The 15064-nt window shown below is 42.6% G+C and carries 14 protein-coding genes; 13 read left to right on the forward strand and 1 reads right to left on the reverse strand.

Translation table 11 applies throughout. The annotated features are described in order from the left end of the window. The first annotated feature begins 87 nt into the window (after positions 1-87). The 4 genes from ACT6RZ_RS05645 to ACT6RZ_RS05660 are packed head-to-tail and all read left to right on the forward strand — an operon-like array spanning position 88 to position 5428. Complete coding sequence (locus tag ACT6RZ_RS05645; protein ID WP_444701194.1) at positions 88-1353, forward strand: site-specific integrase; 1266 nt, start codon at positions 88-90, stop codon at positions 1351-1353. Next, a complete protein-coding gene (locus tag ACT6RZ_RS05650) occupies positions 1337-2866 on the forward strand; it encodes a site-specific integrase (RefSeq protein WP_442583973.1) in 1530 nt (509 codons plus the stop codon). The genes ACT6RZ_RS05645 and ACT6RZ_RS05650 overlap by 17 nt, the downstream gene beginning before the upstream one ends. After that, complete coding sequence (locus tag ACT6RZ_RS05655) at positions 2863-4983, forward strand: hypothetical protein (protein WP_444701195.1); 2121 nt, start codon at positions 2863-2865, stop codon at positions 4981-4983. Before ACT6RZ_RS05650 ends, ACT6RZ_RS05655 begins: the two co-directional genes overlap by 4 nt. Beyond that, complete coding sequence (locus tag ACT6RZ_RS05660) at positions 4976-5428, forward strand: hypothetical protein (protein WP_442583971.1); 453 nt, start codon at positions 4976-4978, stop codon at positions 5426-5428. Before ACT6RZ_RS05655 ends, ACT6RZ_RS05660 begins: the two co-directional genes overlap by 8 nt. A gap of 99 nt (positions 5429-5527) precedes the next feature. Here the strand turns inward: ACT6RZ_RS05660 and ACT6RZ_RS05665 are convergent, their stop codons facing one another. After that, complete coding sequence (locus tag ACT6RZ_RS05665) at positions 5528-5845, reverse strand: hypothetical protein (protein ID WP_444701196.1); 318 nt, start codon at positions 5843-5845, stop codon at positions 5528-5530. A gap of 32 nt (positions 5846-5877) precedes the next feature. Between ACT6RZ_RS05665 and ACT6RZ_RS05670 the strand changes: the two genes are divergently transcribed. From ACT6RZ_RS05670 to ACT6RZ_RS05710, 9 genes are all read left to right on the forward strand, one after another. After that, positions 5878-6384: an ATP-binding protein gene (locus ACT6RZ_RS05670; RefSeq protein ID WP_442583969.1), complete on the forward strand. Its 507-nt coding sequence runs from the start codon at positions 5878-5880 to the stop codon at positions 6382-6384. A 222-nt stretch (positions 6385-6606) separates the two neighbouring features. Next, complete coding sequence (locus ACT6RZ_RS05675; protein WP_444701197.1) at positions 6607-7578, forward strand: cyclic GMP-AMP synthase DncV-like nucleotidyltransferase; 972 nt, start codon at positions 6607-6609, stop codon at positions 7576-7578. Continuing rightward, positions 7575-9173 carry a ThiF family adenylyltransferase gene (locus ACT6RZ_RS05680; RefSeq protein ID WP_442583967.1) on the forward strand — a complete coding sequence of 533 codons (1599 nt, stop codon included), beginning with the start codon at positions 7575-7577 and terminating at the stop codon, positions 9171-9173. Before ACT6RZ_RS05675 ends, ACT6RZ_RS05680 begins: the two co-directional genes overlap by 4 nt. After that, on the forward strand, positions 9158-9652 hold the full coding sequence (locus ACT6RZ_RS05685) for a Mov34/MPN/PAD-1 family protein (RefSeq protein ID WP_442583966.1): 495 nt from the start codon (positions 9158-9160) through the stop codon (positions 9650-9652). Before ACT6RZ_RS05680 ends, ACT6RZ_RS05685 begins: the two co-directional genes overlap by 16 nt. Then, on the forward strand, positions 9649-10746 hold the full coding sequence (locus ACT6RZ_RS05690; protein ID WP_442586886.1) for an SAVED domain-containing protein: 1098 nt from the start codon (positions 9649-9651) through the stop codon (positions 10744-10746). Before ACT6RZ_RS05685 ends, ACT6RZ_RS05690 begins: the two co-directional genes overlap by 4 nt. A gap of 281 nt (positions 10747-11027) precedes the next feature. Then, complete coding sequence (locus ACT6RZ_RS05695; RefSeq protein ID WP_444701198.1) at positions 11028-12344, forward strand: hemolysin family protein; 1317 nt, start codon at positions 11028-11030, stop codon at positions 12342-12344. Positions 12345-12484: 140 nt separating this feature from the next. After that, entirely contained in the window at positions 12485-13831 is a 1347-nt protein-coding gene (gene chrA, locus ACT6RZ_RS05700; protein ID WP_442586977.1) for a chromate efflux transporter, read from the forward strand. Positions 13832-13848: 17 nt separating this feature from the next. Next, positions 13849-14745 (forward strand): DUF1259 domain-containing protein, encoded by an 897-nt coding sequence (locus ACT6RZ_RS05705; protein WP_444701199.1) that lies wholly within the window; start codon positions 13849-13851, stop codon positions 14743-14745. Between the two features lie 204 nt (positions 14746-14949). Further along, positions 14950-15054: a YHYH domain-containing protein gene (locus ACT6RZ_RS05710; protein WP_442586984.1), complete on the forward strand. Its 105-nt coding sequence runs from the start codon at positions 14950-14952 to the stop codon at positions 15052-15054. Positions 15055-15064: the final 10 nt, after the last annotated feature.

Raw genomic sequence — 15064 nt, forward strand, 5'->3', positions numbered from 1 at the left:
GTAAATATATTGGTAATTTACTTATGGACATTTTTTTTAGAAATAACATTAGTATTGTTATTGAGCAACTAATAAGATTGTCCACAAATGAATCAATATCGTATCAAATCTATTCGATTACAAACCGGTGAGCGGTTACCGCTTCTCATAGATTCAAGTGGAATACCACTCTTTGAGCCTACGGTATTTGCTATCTCTGTATTGCGTGGACGCAACCTCGCCTCTAACACAATTAAACAAGCGCTTCGTGGGGTGATGGTGCTACAAACAATGCTAGATAGAGAGAGCATTAACTTAGATCGGCGCTTTGAGCAGGGTGAATTTCTGACTTATGGAGAAATCGACCGCTTAGTCGCATTAACAAAACTTGAAATGGACGCAATCTGGGAAATAGATAAACCTATTGGTCAACCACGCAAGATGATTTCGTTAGAACAAGCAAGATTGAATCTAACCAGAAAAAAAGCAATGGGCGAGGTAGAACCTGGGACTTCGGCAATCCGACTAATTTATATCCGCAAGTACCTTGTTTGGTTTGCAAACAGTCGGATTATGAGGATGCATCAAGGTTCGAACAGAAGCGACATGATCGAATTGCGAGATCTTGTACTAAGTGCAATTGAGGAGCGCACTCCTTCGTCTAGAGGTCGCAGCGGAGAACCAGAACGTATGGGACTCACTCCTGAATCACAAAAAATCCTTATGGAAATCATTGAACCAGACCACCTGAATAACCCATGGGATACTTCGCATTCCAAGGAGCGAAATGCTTTGATCGTCCATATGATGATTGAACTCGGCCTACGAAGGGGTGAATTGCTTGGCGTGAGGATTAACGATATAAAAAGCAATGAACTCTACGTGGCTAGGCGACCAGACGATGAACTCGATAGTCGACTAGACGAACCCAATGCAAAAACTAAAGCCAGACCAATTCCGCTTTCACGAGCACTTTCGCAGCGAATCTATGAGTATGTGAATGGTACGCGCTATGCAATCAAAGCGGCGCGAAAAAAACCAATGCTAATTGTTTCAGAAGAAGGTCAGGAACTCTCGCTCAGTTCTGTTAACAAGCTTTTTGTTCCTCTCCAGCAATCATCGTCATTACTAAACTTTCTTACTCCTCACATCCTGAGGCACACCTTCAATGACAATTTGTATGAATCACTTGATAAGGCTGGAATGAGCCAGGTGGAAATAAGGAAAGCTATGATTCGCCTTAATGGGTGGAGCGATAACAGCAATAGTCCAGACTACTACACAAAACGTTCGACTATGCGCAGGGCTCATTCTGCACAAATTACATATCAGAACAATATATCCATGGTTGAAAAAAATGAAGTCTGCCGCTAAAAAGTTTCTCGCAACCTTTCCAAATGACCTTCCTGAGGTTGCCCACACAAAGTCTGGAATTGAATACAATCCTCGTCTTCAGCATTGGAGAATCAGAGATCAACTTTCAACCTCTAACTTTAACTTTGACTTGTTGCCGCCACAAGCTGAGCCATTGATCTTTGGGTTGAAATATACCCTTATCAATCTATTGGGAATAAGGGCAAGCAATACCATTTATCGAGAATTTCATTCTTTTATAGCACTCACTCGATTCATAGTCTCTGAAAAATCAGATTTCATCAACACAATCAGTGTTGTTGACATCCAAAACTTCATGGCGAGTAGCAAAACAGCATATAAGTACACACAGGGTTGCAGGATGTTGCTCCGCAAGTGGTGCAATTTGGGGGTGCAGGGAATTGATCCTAATTTAAATCCCCTGTTAGCCAAAATCAAGATTAAACGCCCACCCGATATGATTGCAGTCTCAACGTTGTGCCCAAAGAAGGGGCCGTTTACTGATCTCGAATTCGAGTCCATTGACCAGCAAACCAACGAGTCATATGCTGATGGCAAATGGAACGAAGCCGATTATTTCCTAGTTAAACTTTTGATGGCGCTAGGTGCACGCCCAATCCAATTTGCGGCTCTTAAGCTGGTAGATTTTCATACACCCGAATCTGAAGGTGCTGACTACTGGCTAAACATGCCGATTGCCAAACAGACGAACACTATCGCTCGTGACAAATTTATGCCATGCCTGCTTGGCCGGCATCTTGGAGAACCCCTTTATTTGTACGTGTTGTCAGTGTGGCAACAGTACAAGGACATACTTCCTGACCCTTGGCAAGCACCGCTATTCCCAGCATTAGAAATTAAGAAAGATCCTGACCCAAAAGGGTTTGAGTTTCACTTTACAAACCAAGACATCATAACTCGTATCATGGCATTGTTTGATCGTCTTGCTGTCCCGTCGGAGAGACTAGAAAGTGCTATGAAAGTTAGTGCTCGTCGTTTTCGCTATACCTACGGCACTCGTCTAGCGGAAGAAGGGCATCCGGTTCAAGTTATAGCACGCTGTCTCGGGCACACACAAAATTCAACCGCACAGGTGTACATCGCCTTAACACAGCGACTAATGGACAAAATTGATGCAGCAACGGCGTATGCCATGGCACCTCTTGCCAAGGCGTTTATGGGACGGCTGATCTCCGGTGAAGATGAAGCCTCCCAGCCAAACCGTTCGAGCCGGATAATCGACTTTCGTGTGGACCAAAGTGGCAGTGGGATGGGCAGTTGCGGGCAACATGGAGATTGCAATTTCTGTAAACCGATTGCCTGCTACCCTTGTAATCGCTTCGAGCCATGGCTAGATGGACCTCATGAAGAGGCACTGGCCTTTATGCTAGCCAGGCGCGAGGCATTAATCAAAACCACCGATCTTAGAATTGCCAGTATCAATGATCGCGCAATCCTTGCTTGCGCCGAGATCATCTTACGTTGCAGAGAACTCAACAGACAGCATCCATGAACAATATTCTAATCATCCCTTCGCGTTCAGAGCTTGATGCTAAAGCGTCACTCGAGCTATTTGTTAAAAATAACCGACTTATAAAACCATTAGGCTATGACCAATCATTCGAAAGTAACGCCTGGGGATTTGGGCATATGTTTCCTAGGAATAAGGCCAAGTCTGAGAATAGGTTGCACTTCACCCGTCTAGATATGTATGGAGATGAGCTTTCAACTGGCAAAAAGTACCAAGGCACGCCATTTAATGAACCTTTCCTGTCTTTTGCTAAAGCGATGTTCAATCATTTACACTCAACTAGAGGGCTCGGAAGTGCTGACAGCAAGCTCACAGCCCTAAGGTACATGGAGTATGCACAAAGGACCCTAAATGGTAATTCTGATCCCTGGAGTATTACGCCTCAAGAGTTAAATTTTGCAACTCAGAAGATCGTAGAAAACTATGAATCCGCATACTACATAAGCAATCAGCTTGATTTAATCTACAGGGAAATGGTAGATCAAAGGTTGGTATCACTCCCTACGGTATGGACAACCTTTGTTCCGTCGCCAGAGATACAACGTCGCCGAAGCGATAAGGAGTTTGACGCGGTCCGGAATAAAAGACTGCCATCCCCCGAAGCGCTTTTAGCACTTGCTCATATTAGAAACCACAGCCAAGGCTTTGCTGAACGTTTCATTGGCAACATCACCTACTTGATGTTATGTTCACCTGACCGTATCGTAGAAACGCTAACCTTGCCCAAGAATTGTATTGTCTGGAAGGACGGCTCGAAGAAGCAACGGATGGGCCTAAGATGGTTTCCTGCAAAGAACAACGCACCTTTGGTAAAAGATGTTTTACCTATTATGAAGGATGTTGCCCAAGTTGCGGTCGATGAACTGATTGCCATGACTGATCAAGCGAGGGTAGTGGCGAAATGGTATGAAGAGAACCCCGACCAGATATATCTATTGTCCAAACATGAGCACTTCCGTACTCAGGAATGGCTATCTTATGATGAACTGAATGCCATCCTTTTTGATGGCAAACATACCTCTATTACTGCCTATTGCCACTATCTGAAGTTGAATTTACGCAAATTCGGCAGGACAAATCTGTTGAGATTCCAAGAGGTCGAACAAGCAATTCTTTCTTTGCTCCCTGCCGGGTTTCCTGTCCTCGATATAACCCAAAACCTAAAATATAGTGAAGCTCTCTGTGTTTCCAGACTAAATGAAATGTCTGGTAGAGCTATTTATGTTGGAATGATCCATCCTGTTAATTATTCCCAAGTAAATTCACGGATTTCTGCAAAAACCACTTCCAAAATCCAAAATATCTTCGAGAAACATAATCTTCGCAATCCTGATGGTACTAGGATTCACCTAACTACACATATGCTACGGCACTACGGCAATACTGTGATGCAGGCTGGTGGCCTAGACGAAATGATAATTGCTAAACTCTCGGGTCGAAAAGTGACGACAAACCGTGCCTATGACCATGAGTCGGATCGGGACGTGGTTGACAAAGTTCGTAAAGCCTTAGGGCCAGACTTGGTGTCCAAGGTCGCTAAAGCTATTGGTGACAAAAGTCAGGAAGATAACGAGCTAGTTACTACCGACACGCGTGTGTATAAGTTACGAGCAGAATTCCCAGGCATCAAGGTCATATCGGCACACACCACCGAACTCGGCTATTGCATCCACAACTTTGCAAGCGAGCCCTGTCCGCTACATGGCGATCATATCCATTGCGAAAAGTCTGTCTATATCAAAGGGGACAGCGAGTGTGAGCACAAGGTACGTTTCTTGCACAAGGAAACGGAAACCTTATTAGATATTGCCCATAAAGCGTTGACTGAGGAAGAATATGGAGCAGATAAGTGGGTGTCTGGTTACGAAAGCGTGCTTGAACGCACTACACAAATTATAGGTTTCTTTGAAAATACAGAAATCGTCGATGGCGCTGGAATTGTGTTGGCAGGCCCCAACGGGGCGAGCAGAATACTTCAATCAATGGAGCTGCGCCTCGAAAAACACGGCTCGGTATGCGGCATTAATTTCCAATCACTGGACGAGCTTAAGCAATACCTAGAAAACCAATCAACTAAAATAGAGAATAACCATGCCTAAATTAACTAGTTCTAGAGCACCCAATCTGGATGATGCGACAATCGAGCGCATCGTTCAGATTCTTGATGGCTGGAGCGGTAAGCTTAGCTGGAAATTATTCATAGAGGCTATCACCATACAGCTGCACCTGTCATATGCACGTCAGACGTTAAACAATCATGAGCGCATCAGGTCTGGGTTTGTAGCCCGTAAAAAAGAACTTACTGGTCAGGAGCGAAAGAGTAAAAATACCGAGTCTCCTGAGCTTCAACTTGCCGCCCAGCGTATCAAACTTCTAGAGGCGGAGATAGCTCGTCTTACCCGTGAAAACAATACGCTACTAGAGCAATTCGTGCGATGGGCATACAACGCATCAACACGACAGCTCGATCTGGACTTCCTGAATACGCCACTACCATTAATCAACCGAGACAGGACGAAGAAACCAAAGGGCATTAAATCCTAATTTCGAGAAAGCCAGGTCACAAAGTGCATTTGACATACGAGTTTGAATTAAACATTTAATAAAGCAATTCTCGTTTAAATAATTTTCTTACTAAGTTATTTATAGACCATATTCAGACTTTAGCTCCAAGCATATATCTTGAAGCTTGTCCCCTTCTGGAAATAGGGCATCAACTGGAATGGCATGAAAATTCTTGTCCCAAAAGTTGAGGCTATTTAATTCAAATTTGGCTATGAGCCTAACTCCAATATCTAAATTAGGACGTCTTTGCATACGATAAGCTGGGAAACTTCCAACTAAAAATCCCTCTTGAAAATACGGTCTTTGTGCTTCAGGAGGGCAGATACTTAATAATCGTATATTTAATAGTTCACTTTCAACTGAATATGTGATGCTCCCTTCCGGAAAGGTGTTCATTAGAGGATCTGGATGACAGGCCTAGTAGAGACTTGGATAAGCCATTGATTTCAACATTGGCGACATGTGAGTGGGTACATCGAAAGCAAAACTTAACGATTCGCGGCGCGACTGGTACAGGTAAAACCTGGCTAGGAACTGCTATTGGAACCCAAGCATGCAGGCTCGGCATATCGGTGATATACATACGTAGTAATCAGCTGCTTTCAGATATTGCGACAGCATTGGCTGACGGGTCATTAGCCAGCCTGAAAACCAAACTCATTAAACCAGCATTATTAGTTATTGATGATTTTGGACATGGCCAGATAAATATCTCGGTGGGTCATGTTCTATTGGATATTATCGATCAAAGAATGCGCTCAGGCTCTTTACTCTTCACAACTCAATATCCCTTCGAGCAATGGCATGATTTGTTTCCTGATCCAACACTAGCAGACGCTATATTGGATCGCGTGGTACACCAATCGCATGTTCTGCATTTGAAAGGTGAGTCTATGCGGAAATTGCGTGCAAAGAAAAAGTTGACTGATCGCTAACCTAGTTCGCCCATACCCAAATTGCCACCAATATTGCAGTTTGGGTATATAACTTCTATAAGTTAAATTACAAAACATTATTCAAAATAAATATTATAAAAAAAATCACAAGAAGGCTTGAAATTCCTACAAGCACCCCTACATATAGAATATGTGCCGACTTAAAGTACTATATGTTGTAATCATTGCAAGGCACAACTCTCAATCGTAAAGGGGAAGTGAATGTATTGTCAGCAACAGTTCAAAGAGTATTACGAAGAAATTAAGATCAGTGATGAAAAAGCAGGATTGCGTGAGAAACGCACAATCCTGCTAGATGCCCTTAGTGCAGGCCTTTCGGAAGAAGTCCCAACCTGGACTCACTTCAATCAGGGTAGTTATGCCATGGGCACTGGTGTTATGCCATTGGACGGAAATTACGATATCGATGTTGGTATCGTGTTCGACATGGATAGTACTGAGTACACAGCACTTGAAATTAAAAAAGAGGTGTTCTTCGCTTTAAACAAAGGTAATCGTTCAGTGGAAATCAAATATCCATGCGTTCGAGTTAACTATATGAAGGGCAGCGAGGTAGATTTCCATGTGGACTTGGCAATTTATTGCAAAGAAGATAATGATTATTACATCGCCAAGGGAAAAACCAACTCAGACGAAGACAAAATTCTCTGGGAAGATTCAGCTCCCAAAGAGCTAATCGACTGGGTATATGAGCGATTTAGCGGTGATGACCGTAAGCAATTCCTCAGAGTCATTTCATACCTTAAAAGATGGCGTGATCTTAAACTTGGTCACTCTAACCTTCCAAGTATTGCTTTGACCGTATTTGCAGGCGAGTACTTTGTCCCTAATCATGATGTTTTTAATGACAATAAACCACGTGATTTACTGGCTCTGAAAGACTTAGCTGAAATGATGAAAAATAAACTGGATTGGGGTATGTTCGACATTCACCTCCCGGTTTCACCATTTACAAGTTTGGTAGCCAAACTCACAGAGCTTCAGAAAGAAAACTTGCAAGACAAACTTGAATGTTTAATTTCAGTTTTAAACGAAGCTCAAAGCGAGACTGACACTCATAAAGCTTGTAAAAAACTAGCTAAACAATTTGGTGATGAATTCCCTGTGCCTGAAGCAGAGGCTGCGAAGTCTAATACTCCGCGATCTGTGACTGTCACAGGGAGTTCTGCTTGAAAAAAGCTCATCCTCTTGAAGCACTAGCATCTACTGCTTTGACAAACGTAAAAGCAGTAGATGTCTGCGTGGAAGAATCCACGAGTGCTTTACTGAAGATTAATTTTTCAATCAACGAACTTCCATTACAAATATCGTTTAAGGGTGACTTGATGTTTGAGTTGCCTACAATTTACATTAGAAATCCAGATTACTTCTGGGGGCACCCTCACATTTCACCGTGTGGCAACATCTGCATTTCCGATAGACAAGGTGTAGTTTTCAATCCCGATGATGTGGATGGTGTAGTTGAGTTTGTCGTCAAATCCGCACTAGTAATTATTGAGGATGCCAATAAACTAACCGCATCTGAAAAACTTCAGGCATTTGCCAATGAGCTTCAGGATTATTTATCCGAGAGATTTGTTACTGGCAATCGGATGATTGAAGGTGGATTTGGATCAGCTGATTCAGTCTTTTTCAATGTGAATGTAGGCAAGAAAGAGCATTCACTAGTTTCGATTACCGCTTCAGGTCAAGCAACTGCTGGGAAGCAAGCAACTTTTCATACGGCCAATGTCATTAAAACTAGCATTGAACGCATACCCTCCATGGGCTCAAAGCCAGATATTAACTGGTTGAAATCTTTCTTAAATAATCATCCTGATTTGCAGTTATCAAAAAAAAGAATCGGGGGATTAGTAATCAGGGTAGCCAATGTCTTTGGTTATTCAAATTTCGCCATCTCATTTGTAAGAAGTCAGAATTCTGAGATATCCCAACTGAATTTTTATGCAGTCAAAGAATTAAGTCCCTACTACTATGCTCAGCGTGGTGGAACTGAAATTAAAGATATTCGGGTTGCTATTGCTGGAGTCGGGGCAATCGGTTCAAGAGTAGCTGAGTTGTTGTGTATGTCTGGAATCACAAACCTTTGTTTGATTGATAGCGATATATTCACCAACGACAATGTTTACAGGCATGTACTAGGCAAACAACATGTAGGTAAAAATAAAGTAAGTGCTTTAGCTGAACACCTAAAACAGAGGTTTCTTGAACTTACTATTCATCCGGTTCCTGAGAGTCTGGAAAGCTATTTTGCCTCTGGCCTGCCTGATATCGACTGTTTGATATTGACTACCGGCAACATGATTTTGGAGCGCTATCTTGTAAAACGCGCAAAAAATGAGGGGTGGCCGTTTCAAATCGTATGCGGATGGGTGGAGGCTTTGGGGCTCGGTGGCCATGCAATATCGATGGCAGCTCAGGAGAAAGGATGTCTGGAGTGCCTTCACATCGTTGACGGAAATGCACCTGGTAATTTATCTCGCACCTCATATTTAGAGCCAAATCAGAAAATTACAAAAAACTTGATGGGATGCATAGGATTTTTACCATACTCTGGCTTGGACGCCCTCAAAAGCGCTCAATTGATTACGGATTTCGTGCTTTCCCAAAGGACTGGTTACAGCCGCTGGATCGGTCCGGAAGATAATGCTATTACGAATAATATTAAAACGTCTGAAGTTTATAAAAATGCGCTGGGCGCAAATTCAAAGCTTGTTTTTACAAGTACTGATATTTTTGAAGGCAACTGCCCATGCTGCAATACATAAGTAATGATAGGGCCTACTTCGAGTTCAATAAGGTTAAAGGAAATATTGACTCTAAAGTGATTAATCAATTCAGAAGCTATAAGCAGAATCGAGTCTACTCAAAGGAAGCAGGCGGGCTTTTGTTGGGCTACATTGATCAATTCAGCCATGGTTTATTAGTTGAGTTATGTACTGTCCCATGCTTTGGCGATAAGCGCTCTCGATACTCATTTTATAGAGGTAAAGGCCATCAGAAAAAGGCTGATAGATGGTGGAAAGATACCAACTCTAAAGGTACTTGTTTAGGAATTTGGCATACGCACCCGGAAGAGATCCCCACTCCATCCTCTGTCGATAATGCAGATTTTAGAAAGATATTGAGTACTTCAAATTCGATATCTCCAAATTTACTTTCGATCATTGTAGGAACGGAAAAATTTGGTGTGTGGGTAGGAAATAAAAATCTTGAAATTCAATTAGTGGGGTATTTAACGATATGAAATACTTTTTATTGATAGTAGATTTAATCAAATTTTTTAGGCCTTCTTTTGCTGGAACACTCGTGAAGTGTGGGGTTGCATTAGAAGTCCTTGCCTTTGGTGGTTATAAATTAATCTTTGAATATGACCGTTATATAAACAATGGGCATTTAGCCGTCGGTATAAATACTTCGGACACTTCTGAAATTGTCCTCTATATCATAGGCGTATTCGGAGCCCTATTAATGATTGGTGGCTTTTGGATTGGTATAAAAGATTGGGTAACTCTTCGACGTAATAACGCTAGGAAGAAAAATATCATCATCGAGCTTCGCGGATTGTCTGCAACGCTCAATCAAAGTTTAAAGTCCTCAATCTCTAAGACAATGATTGGTCAGGTAGATGAGGTCCTGGTCGAGATCGGCCAGCATGTGACTGCGGGCACATCTTCAGAGTTAGAAAAGGCCCTAGACAAGGTTAATAACATACACTCCAGAATTGAAACTGCCATAGCAGGTAAAGATCCTGGCGATGTTTCCATTCATGCAGGTACAGTTGCCCCGACCCCATTTCAATTTTTATTTGGTGTAATTCTGGATGATGAATTCAGTCCTAACGTATGGGAATATGAACGCCTGAAAGATGAATGGCAAACTTTAGATCAGAATGAGCCATCGATTGTAGTTAACGAGCAAATTGATCCCAGAATTTCCAGTCAAGATACTGAGGTTGTCGTTGCAGTGGCGGCTACTTTTGCAGTTTTGGATTCAACCATTTCGAATACATGGCCTAATCTCAAAGTGGCTAAAATCGAGAATCCGACTGCAACACCTAATTCCATATGGACTGAAGCAGATCAAGTACAGATTGTTGAAAGTTTTTTGCGCGTTATGGCGTTACTAAAAAATCGGGGAGTTAAGAAGGTGCATTTAGCGCTAGCTGCCTCGCCATCAATTTGTATAAGGTTAGGCAGACATTTTGATCAACGCAATCTCCCTGAAGTCACTGTATATCAATTTGACAGAAGCTCAAATCGATACACTTGGGGTGTAGAAATTGCATCAATCGGAACACAAATTGACCCCAAAAAAGGAAAGTTAGTACAACCCAACTAGTGTCGAACTTAAATTGTGGAGGGGTGTTATTTTGAAAAACCTTATCGTATCTAATCGCAAATGAAGAGCTAAAGTTAGATGATCTCCAAAAAAAAATATGCGATGAATTAAAAGCAATTAATCGCACTTAAGCTACATTCCTACTCATCCAATCAATTGATTCATTGAAATACAATCAGTTGAGTCTCAGCAGTTCAATTGGTATTCCACCTGTTCTAGATATAAACTACAAATCCCTTAAATTGCATTTCAGCTGACAAGGGAATTAAAAGGCATTATTCGTGAGTAGTAATTTATTATTAGTTTTCTGGGCATTCTTGCTCGTGCTTTTAAATGGTTTTTTTGTAGCCGCTGAATTTAGCCTGGTTAAATTGCGCAGCACGCGTGTGAATGCCATTGCAAAGAATCTGGGATGGCGCGGCCGGATGCTGGCAAAGGTACATAGTGATTTAGATGCTTATTTATCCGCTTGCCAATTGGGCATCACGTTAGCTTCGTTAGGTTTGGGCTGGGTAGGTGAGCCCGCTTTTGCTGCTTTAGTTGAACCTGCATTGGTGAGTATTGGGGTAACAAATCAACAGTGGATACATGGAATTGCCTTCGTCACTGCTTTTTTCACCATTTCATATTTACACATTGTGGTCGGTGAATTAGTGCCAAAGTCCTTAGCCATTCGTATGGCCGAGCGCATAGGTTTGTTGACTTCTCCGGGCCTATTCACTTTTTATTGGGTTATGTTTCCTGCCATCTGGGTATTGAATAAAAGTTCTAATCTGGTCATTAAGGCTTTGAAATTAGAGCCCAAAGAAGGGCACGATACACATTACTCCCCTGAAGAGCTTAAGATCATTCTAAGGAGCTCTCGTCCTAGTGCTGAGTTTAGCGCATCAGAATTGAAAGTATTAGCGCAGGCAATTGATTTCCGGCAACTTAAAGTCTCTGATCTTATGCATCCATTCCAGGAAGCGGCGGTGTTATTGGAAGACGATACGTTCAAAGCACATATGGCGCGTATTGCCCAACATCGTTACAGCCGATATCCACTAGTCTCAAATGAGGGCCAAGTTCAGGGGATAGTGCATATCAAAGATTTGTTTATTACCTTCAGCAAAAATCCAGATTTTAAGGCTATACATAAGATATTAAGGCCAGTGAATCTCGTTGGGCCAGACACCTCAGCAAATGAGCTGTTCCGACGCCTTCAAAAGGGTGCTCCGCACCTCACAATAGTTGGTCATGAGGGCTATCCCCCAATTGGATTTATCACATTAGATAATTTGTTATCTGCGTTGGTAGGAGATATCCGAGATGAATTCCGCCAGTCTCAAAGTGAATGGACAAAGCTTGATGATGGTTCTCTTCTAGGCAAAGGAACTTTGCCTATTAATACTTTAGAGCGTACCTTAGGCATTGATATTGAATCGGTAGAGGCTGATACGGTCGCTGGTTTAATTTTGTGGAAGTTGGCTGAACTACCAGAAGAAGGGCAACGTATACCTTTCGAGAAATTTGATGTTGTAGTCAAGAAAATGCTTGGGCCTAAAGTTTTGCTCGTTCGTATTTATCCTAAACATCAGCCACAACCAAATAATCACTGATAAAGCATATTTTAGATATTGTCATGGGCGCTAGAATAAAATTATAATGAAGGCATGGGGATTAAGCAGCCTCCCCGTTTCAAGACGATTTCCGTCCAAGGTCTGCTCAAATCTTGGGACATCCCACGAAATGAGAGCTTATGGACGCGACAAATAGAAACACCTCTTCTCCTACCCCTATTTCCTTCAAAGAAGCTTTCCTGTATTGGCTCAAGTTGGGCTTTATCAGTTTTGGAGGTCCTGCAGGGCAAATCGCCATCATGCACCATGACCTGGTTGAGAAAAAACATTGGATATCTGAAAAACGGTTCCTGCATGCTCTCAACTACTGCATGTTACTTCCAGGCCCTGAGGCTCAACAATTAGCTACATACATTGGCTGGCTCATGCACCGGACATGGGGAGGCATTGCTGCTGGTGTTCTTTTTGTTTTGCCCTCATTTTTTATTCTTATTGGCCTAGCCTTTGTATATATGGCATATGGTTCTTTGCCTGCAGTAGCAGGAATTCTATATGGGATCAAACCTGCAGTTGTTGCCATTGTTTTATTTGCTTCATACCGAATAGGGTCCCGTGCACTTAAGAACAAAGTGCTATGGGGTATAGCTGCCCTTGCATTCATAGCAATCTTTGCCATCAAAGTGCCATTTCCTATCATCGTGCTCACTGCTGGTGTTATTGGATACCTAGGTGGCAAATATCATCCTCAATACTTCCAGGGCGGAGGCGGACATAGCGCCAGCAAACATGAATATGGCAAAGCGTTGATCGATGATGACACGCCAACTCCTGAACATGCTTTATTCACATGGCAAAAATTTGGACTTGTATTAGCAATAGGGTTAGGAATATGGGCTGTAACAATTTCAGCATTGGCAACTGTTTATGGCTGGGATTCCGCTTTCACACAGATGGGTTGGTTTTTCACAAAAGCAGCACTACTTACCTTTGGTGGGGCTTATGCCGTTCTACCTTACGTGTATCAGGGTGCGGTGGAGCACTACAACTGGCTAACACCGGTCCAAATGATTGACGGTTTGGCCTTGGGAGAAACCACACCTGGGCCATTGATCATGGTTGTAACATTTGTTGGCTTTGTAGGGGGATGGATAAGTCAGGTGTTTGGCGTAAATGCCGTATTTGGTTCCGCTTTCGTTGCTGCTTCCATCGTAACCTTCTTTACTTTTCTCCCTAGTTTTGTATTCATCCTGATGGGCGGCCCTTTCATAGAAACTACGCATGGCAACCTTAAGTTCACTGCGCCGTTGACTGCAATTACAGCTGCGGTTGTCGGAGTCATTCTTAATCTGGCATTTTTCTTTGCATATCACGTATTTTGGCCTACAGGCTTTAGCAGTGGTATTGATTGGCCTTCCCTCGTTTTCGCTGTCCTGTCTTTAATAGCGATCTTCAGATTTAAGGTCGGTGTTATTGCCGTGATTCTTGCATCAGGCCTACTGGGCATGTTGTTGAAACTTAGCTTTTGATTTGTGAAAGGAAAATGATGCAACGACTTAAAACACTGGCTATCGCAACCGCGATGTCTATTCTCACTTCTACGGCAATCGTTGCTGGGCCATCGTTTGATACAGCTTCAATCGAGAAAATTACGGGTTTAAAAGGTCAGTACACCGAAACTGAACAGGTATTCAAGATATCTCGCCCTCGCACGGATGTTCAGGTCAATGTCGATAATTGGAAGATGCCACCTTTTATGGGATTGACCTCTTGGGCAGCGTTCACTTCGGGACAGGATCACCTTATGATGATGGGCGATACTGTTCTGTTCGAAGATGAAGTTAATCCGGTTATGAGTGCAGCATTCGAGTCAGGGCTGGAAGTGACAGCGCTTCATAATCACTTCTTCTTTGATAATCCCAAAGTGTATTTCATGCATATCGGCGGGATGGGAAACGAAATTACGTTGGCCAATGGTGTAAAGCATGTTTACGAGACGATTGATGCCATTAGGAAGGCAAAGCCTGAACCACAGAAGTCCTTCGACGGTGAAATCCCCTCAATCAGTACAATTTCTGCCCCACCACTTGAAGAGCTTTTTGGAAAAAAGGGGGAAAGCAAAGACGGCATGTTCAAAATTTCATTCGGTAGAGCATCTTCCATGCACGGGAAACCGATTGCGAATGCCATGGGTGTAAATACTTGGGCGGCTTTTGCCGGCACCGATGATAAGGCCGTTGTAGATGGTGATTTCGCGATGCTTCCTAATGAAATGCAAGGTGTTCTAAAAACGATGCGTGGGGGCGGAATTAACGTAGTTGCTATTCATCAACATATGACTGATGAAGAGCCGCATTATCTGTTCATGCATTACTGGGGCAAAGGACGAGCTGCCGACTTAGCCAAAACAATACAAAAAGCGATGAAGACTCAAAGTCCATGAGTTTTCAATCATCGTTAACGTAATCATATTTTGAAAGTGAAGGCCTGGTGGACAGGGATACACCAGCCACTGAGCTTTTCCAGCAGCTTCATGCCGAAAGGAGTATGCTTCAAAAGCATTTACTATTGATTAGTGAATGATTCCATTAATGTAATACAGTCCTAAAGGGGGTTGGTTATGAAAGGAATTATTGCTTTAGTAGTTATGGTCTTTACCATTGGATCTAGTTTTGCTCATGCGCATTCTGGGGGAACTGACAAAGATGGGTGTCATCATGATCGAAAAACTGGCGATTATCATTGTCATTGAATAGGCTGAG

Origin of the sequence: Methylophilus sp. (assembly GCF_052437885.1) — a bacterium.
GTDB lineage: Bacteria > Pseudomonadota > Gammaproteobacteria > Burkholderiales > Methylophilaceae > Methylophilus.

Bases quoted from the DNA above. Each gene is read 5' to 3' on its own strand.
- ACT6RZ_RS05645 (WP_444701194.1), top strand. From the start codon at position 88: ATGAATCAATATCGTATCAAATCTATTCGATTACAAACCGGTGAGCGG.
- ACT6RZ_RS05650 (WP_442583973.1), top strand. From the start codon at position 1,337: ATGAAGTCTGCCGCTAAAAAGTTTCTCGCAACCTTTCCAAATGACCTT.
- ACT6RZ_RS05655 (WP_444701195.1), top strand. From the start codon at position 2,863: ATGAACAATATTCTAATCATCCCTTCGCGTTCAGAGCTTGATGCTAAA.
- ACT6RZ_RS05660 (WP_442583971.1), top strand. From the start codon at position 4,976: ATGCCTAAATTAACTAGTTCTAGAGCACCCAATCTGGATGATGCGACA.
- ACT6RZ_RS05665 (WP_444701196.1), bottom strand. From the start codon at position 5,845: ATGAACACCTTTCCGGAAGGGAGCATCACATATTCAGTTGAAAGTGAA.
- ACT6RZ_RS05675 (WP_444701197.1), top strand. From the start codon at position 6,607: ATGTATTGTCAGCAACAGTTCAAAGAGTATTACGAAGAAATTAAGATC.
- ACT6RZ_RS05685 (WP_442583966.1), top strand. From the start codon at position 9,158: ATGCTGCAATACATAAGTAATGATAGGGCCTACTTCGAGTTCAATAAG.
- ACT6RZ_RS05690 (WP_442586886.1), top strand. From the start codon at position 9,649: ATGAAATACTTTTTATTGATAGTAGATTTAATCAAATTTTTTAGGCCT.
- chrA (WP_442586977.1), top strand. From the start codon at position 12,485: ATGGACGCGACAAATAGAAACACCTCTTCTCCTACCCCTATTTCCTTC.
- ACT6RZ_RS05705 (WP_444701199.1), top strand. From the start codon at position 13,849: ATGCAACGACTTAAAACACTGGCTATCGCAACCGCGATGTCTATTCTC.
- ACT6RZ_RS05710 (WP_442586984.1), top strand. From the start codon at position 14,950: ATGGTCTTTACCATTGGATCTAGTTTTGCTCATGCGCATTCTGGGGGA.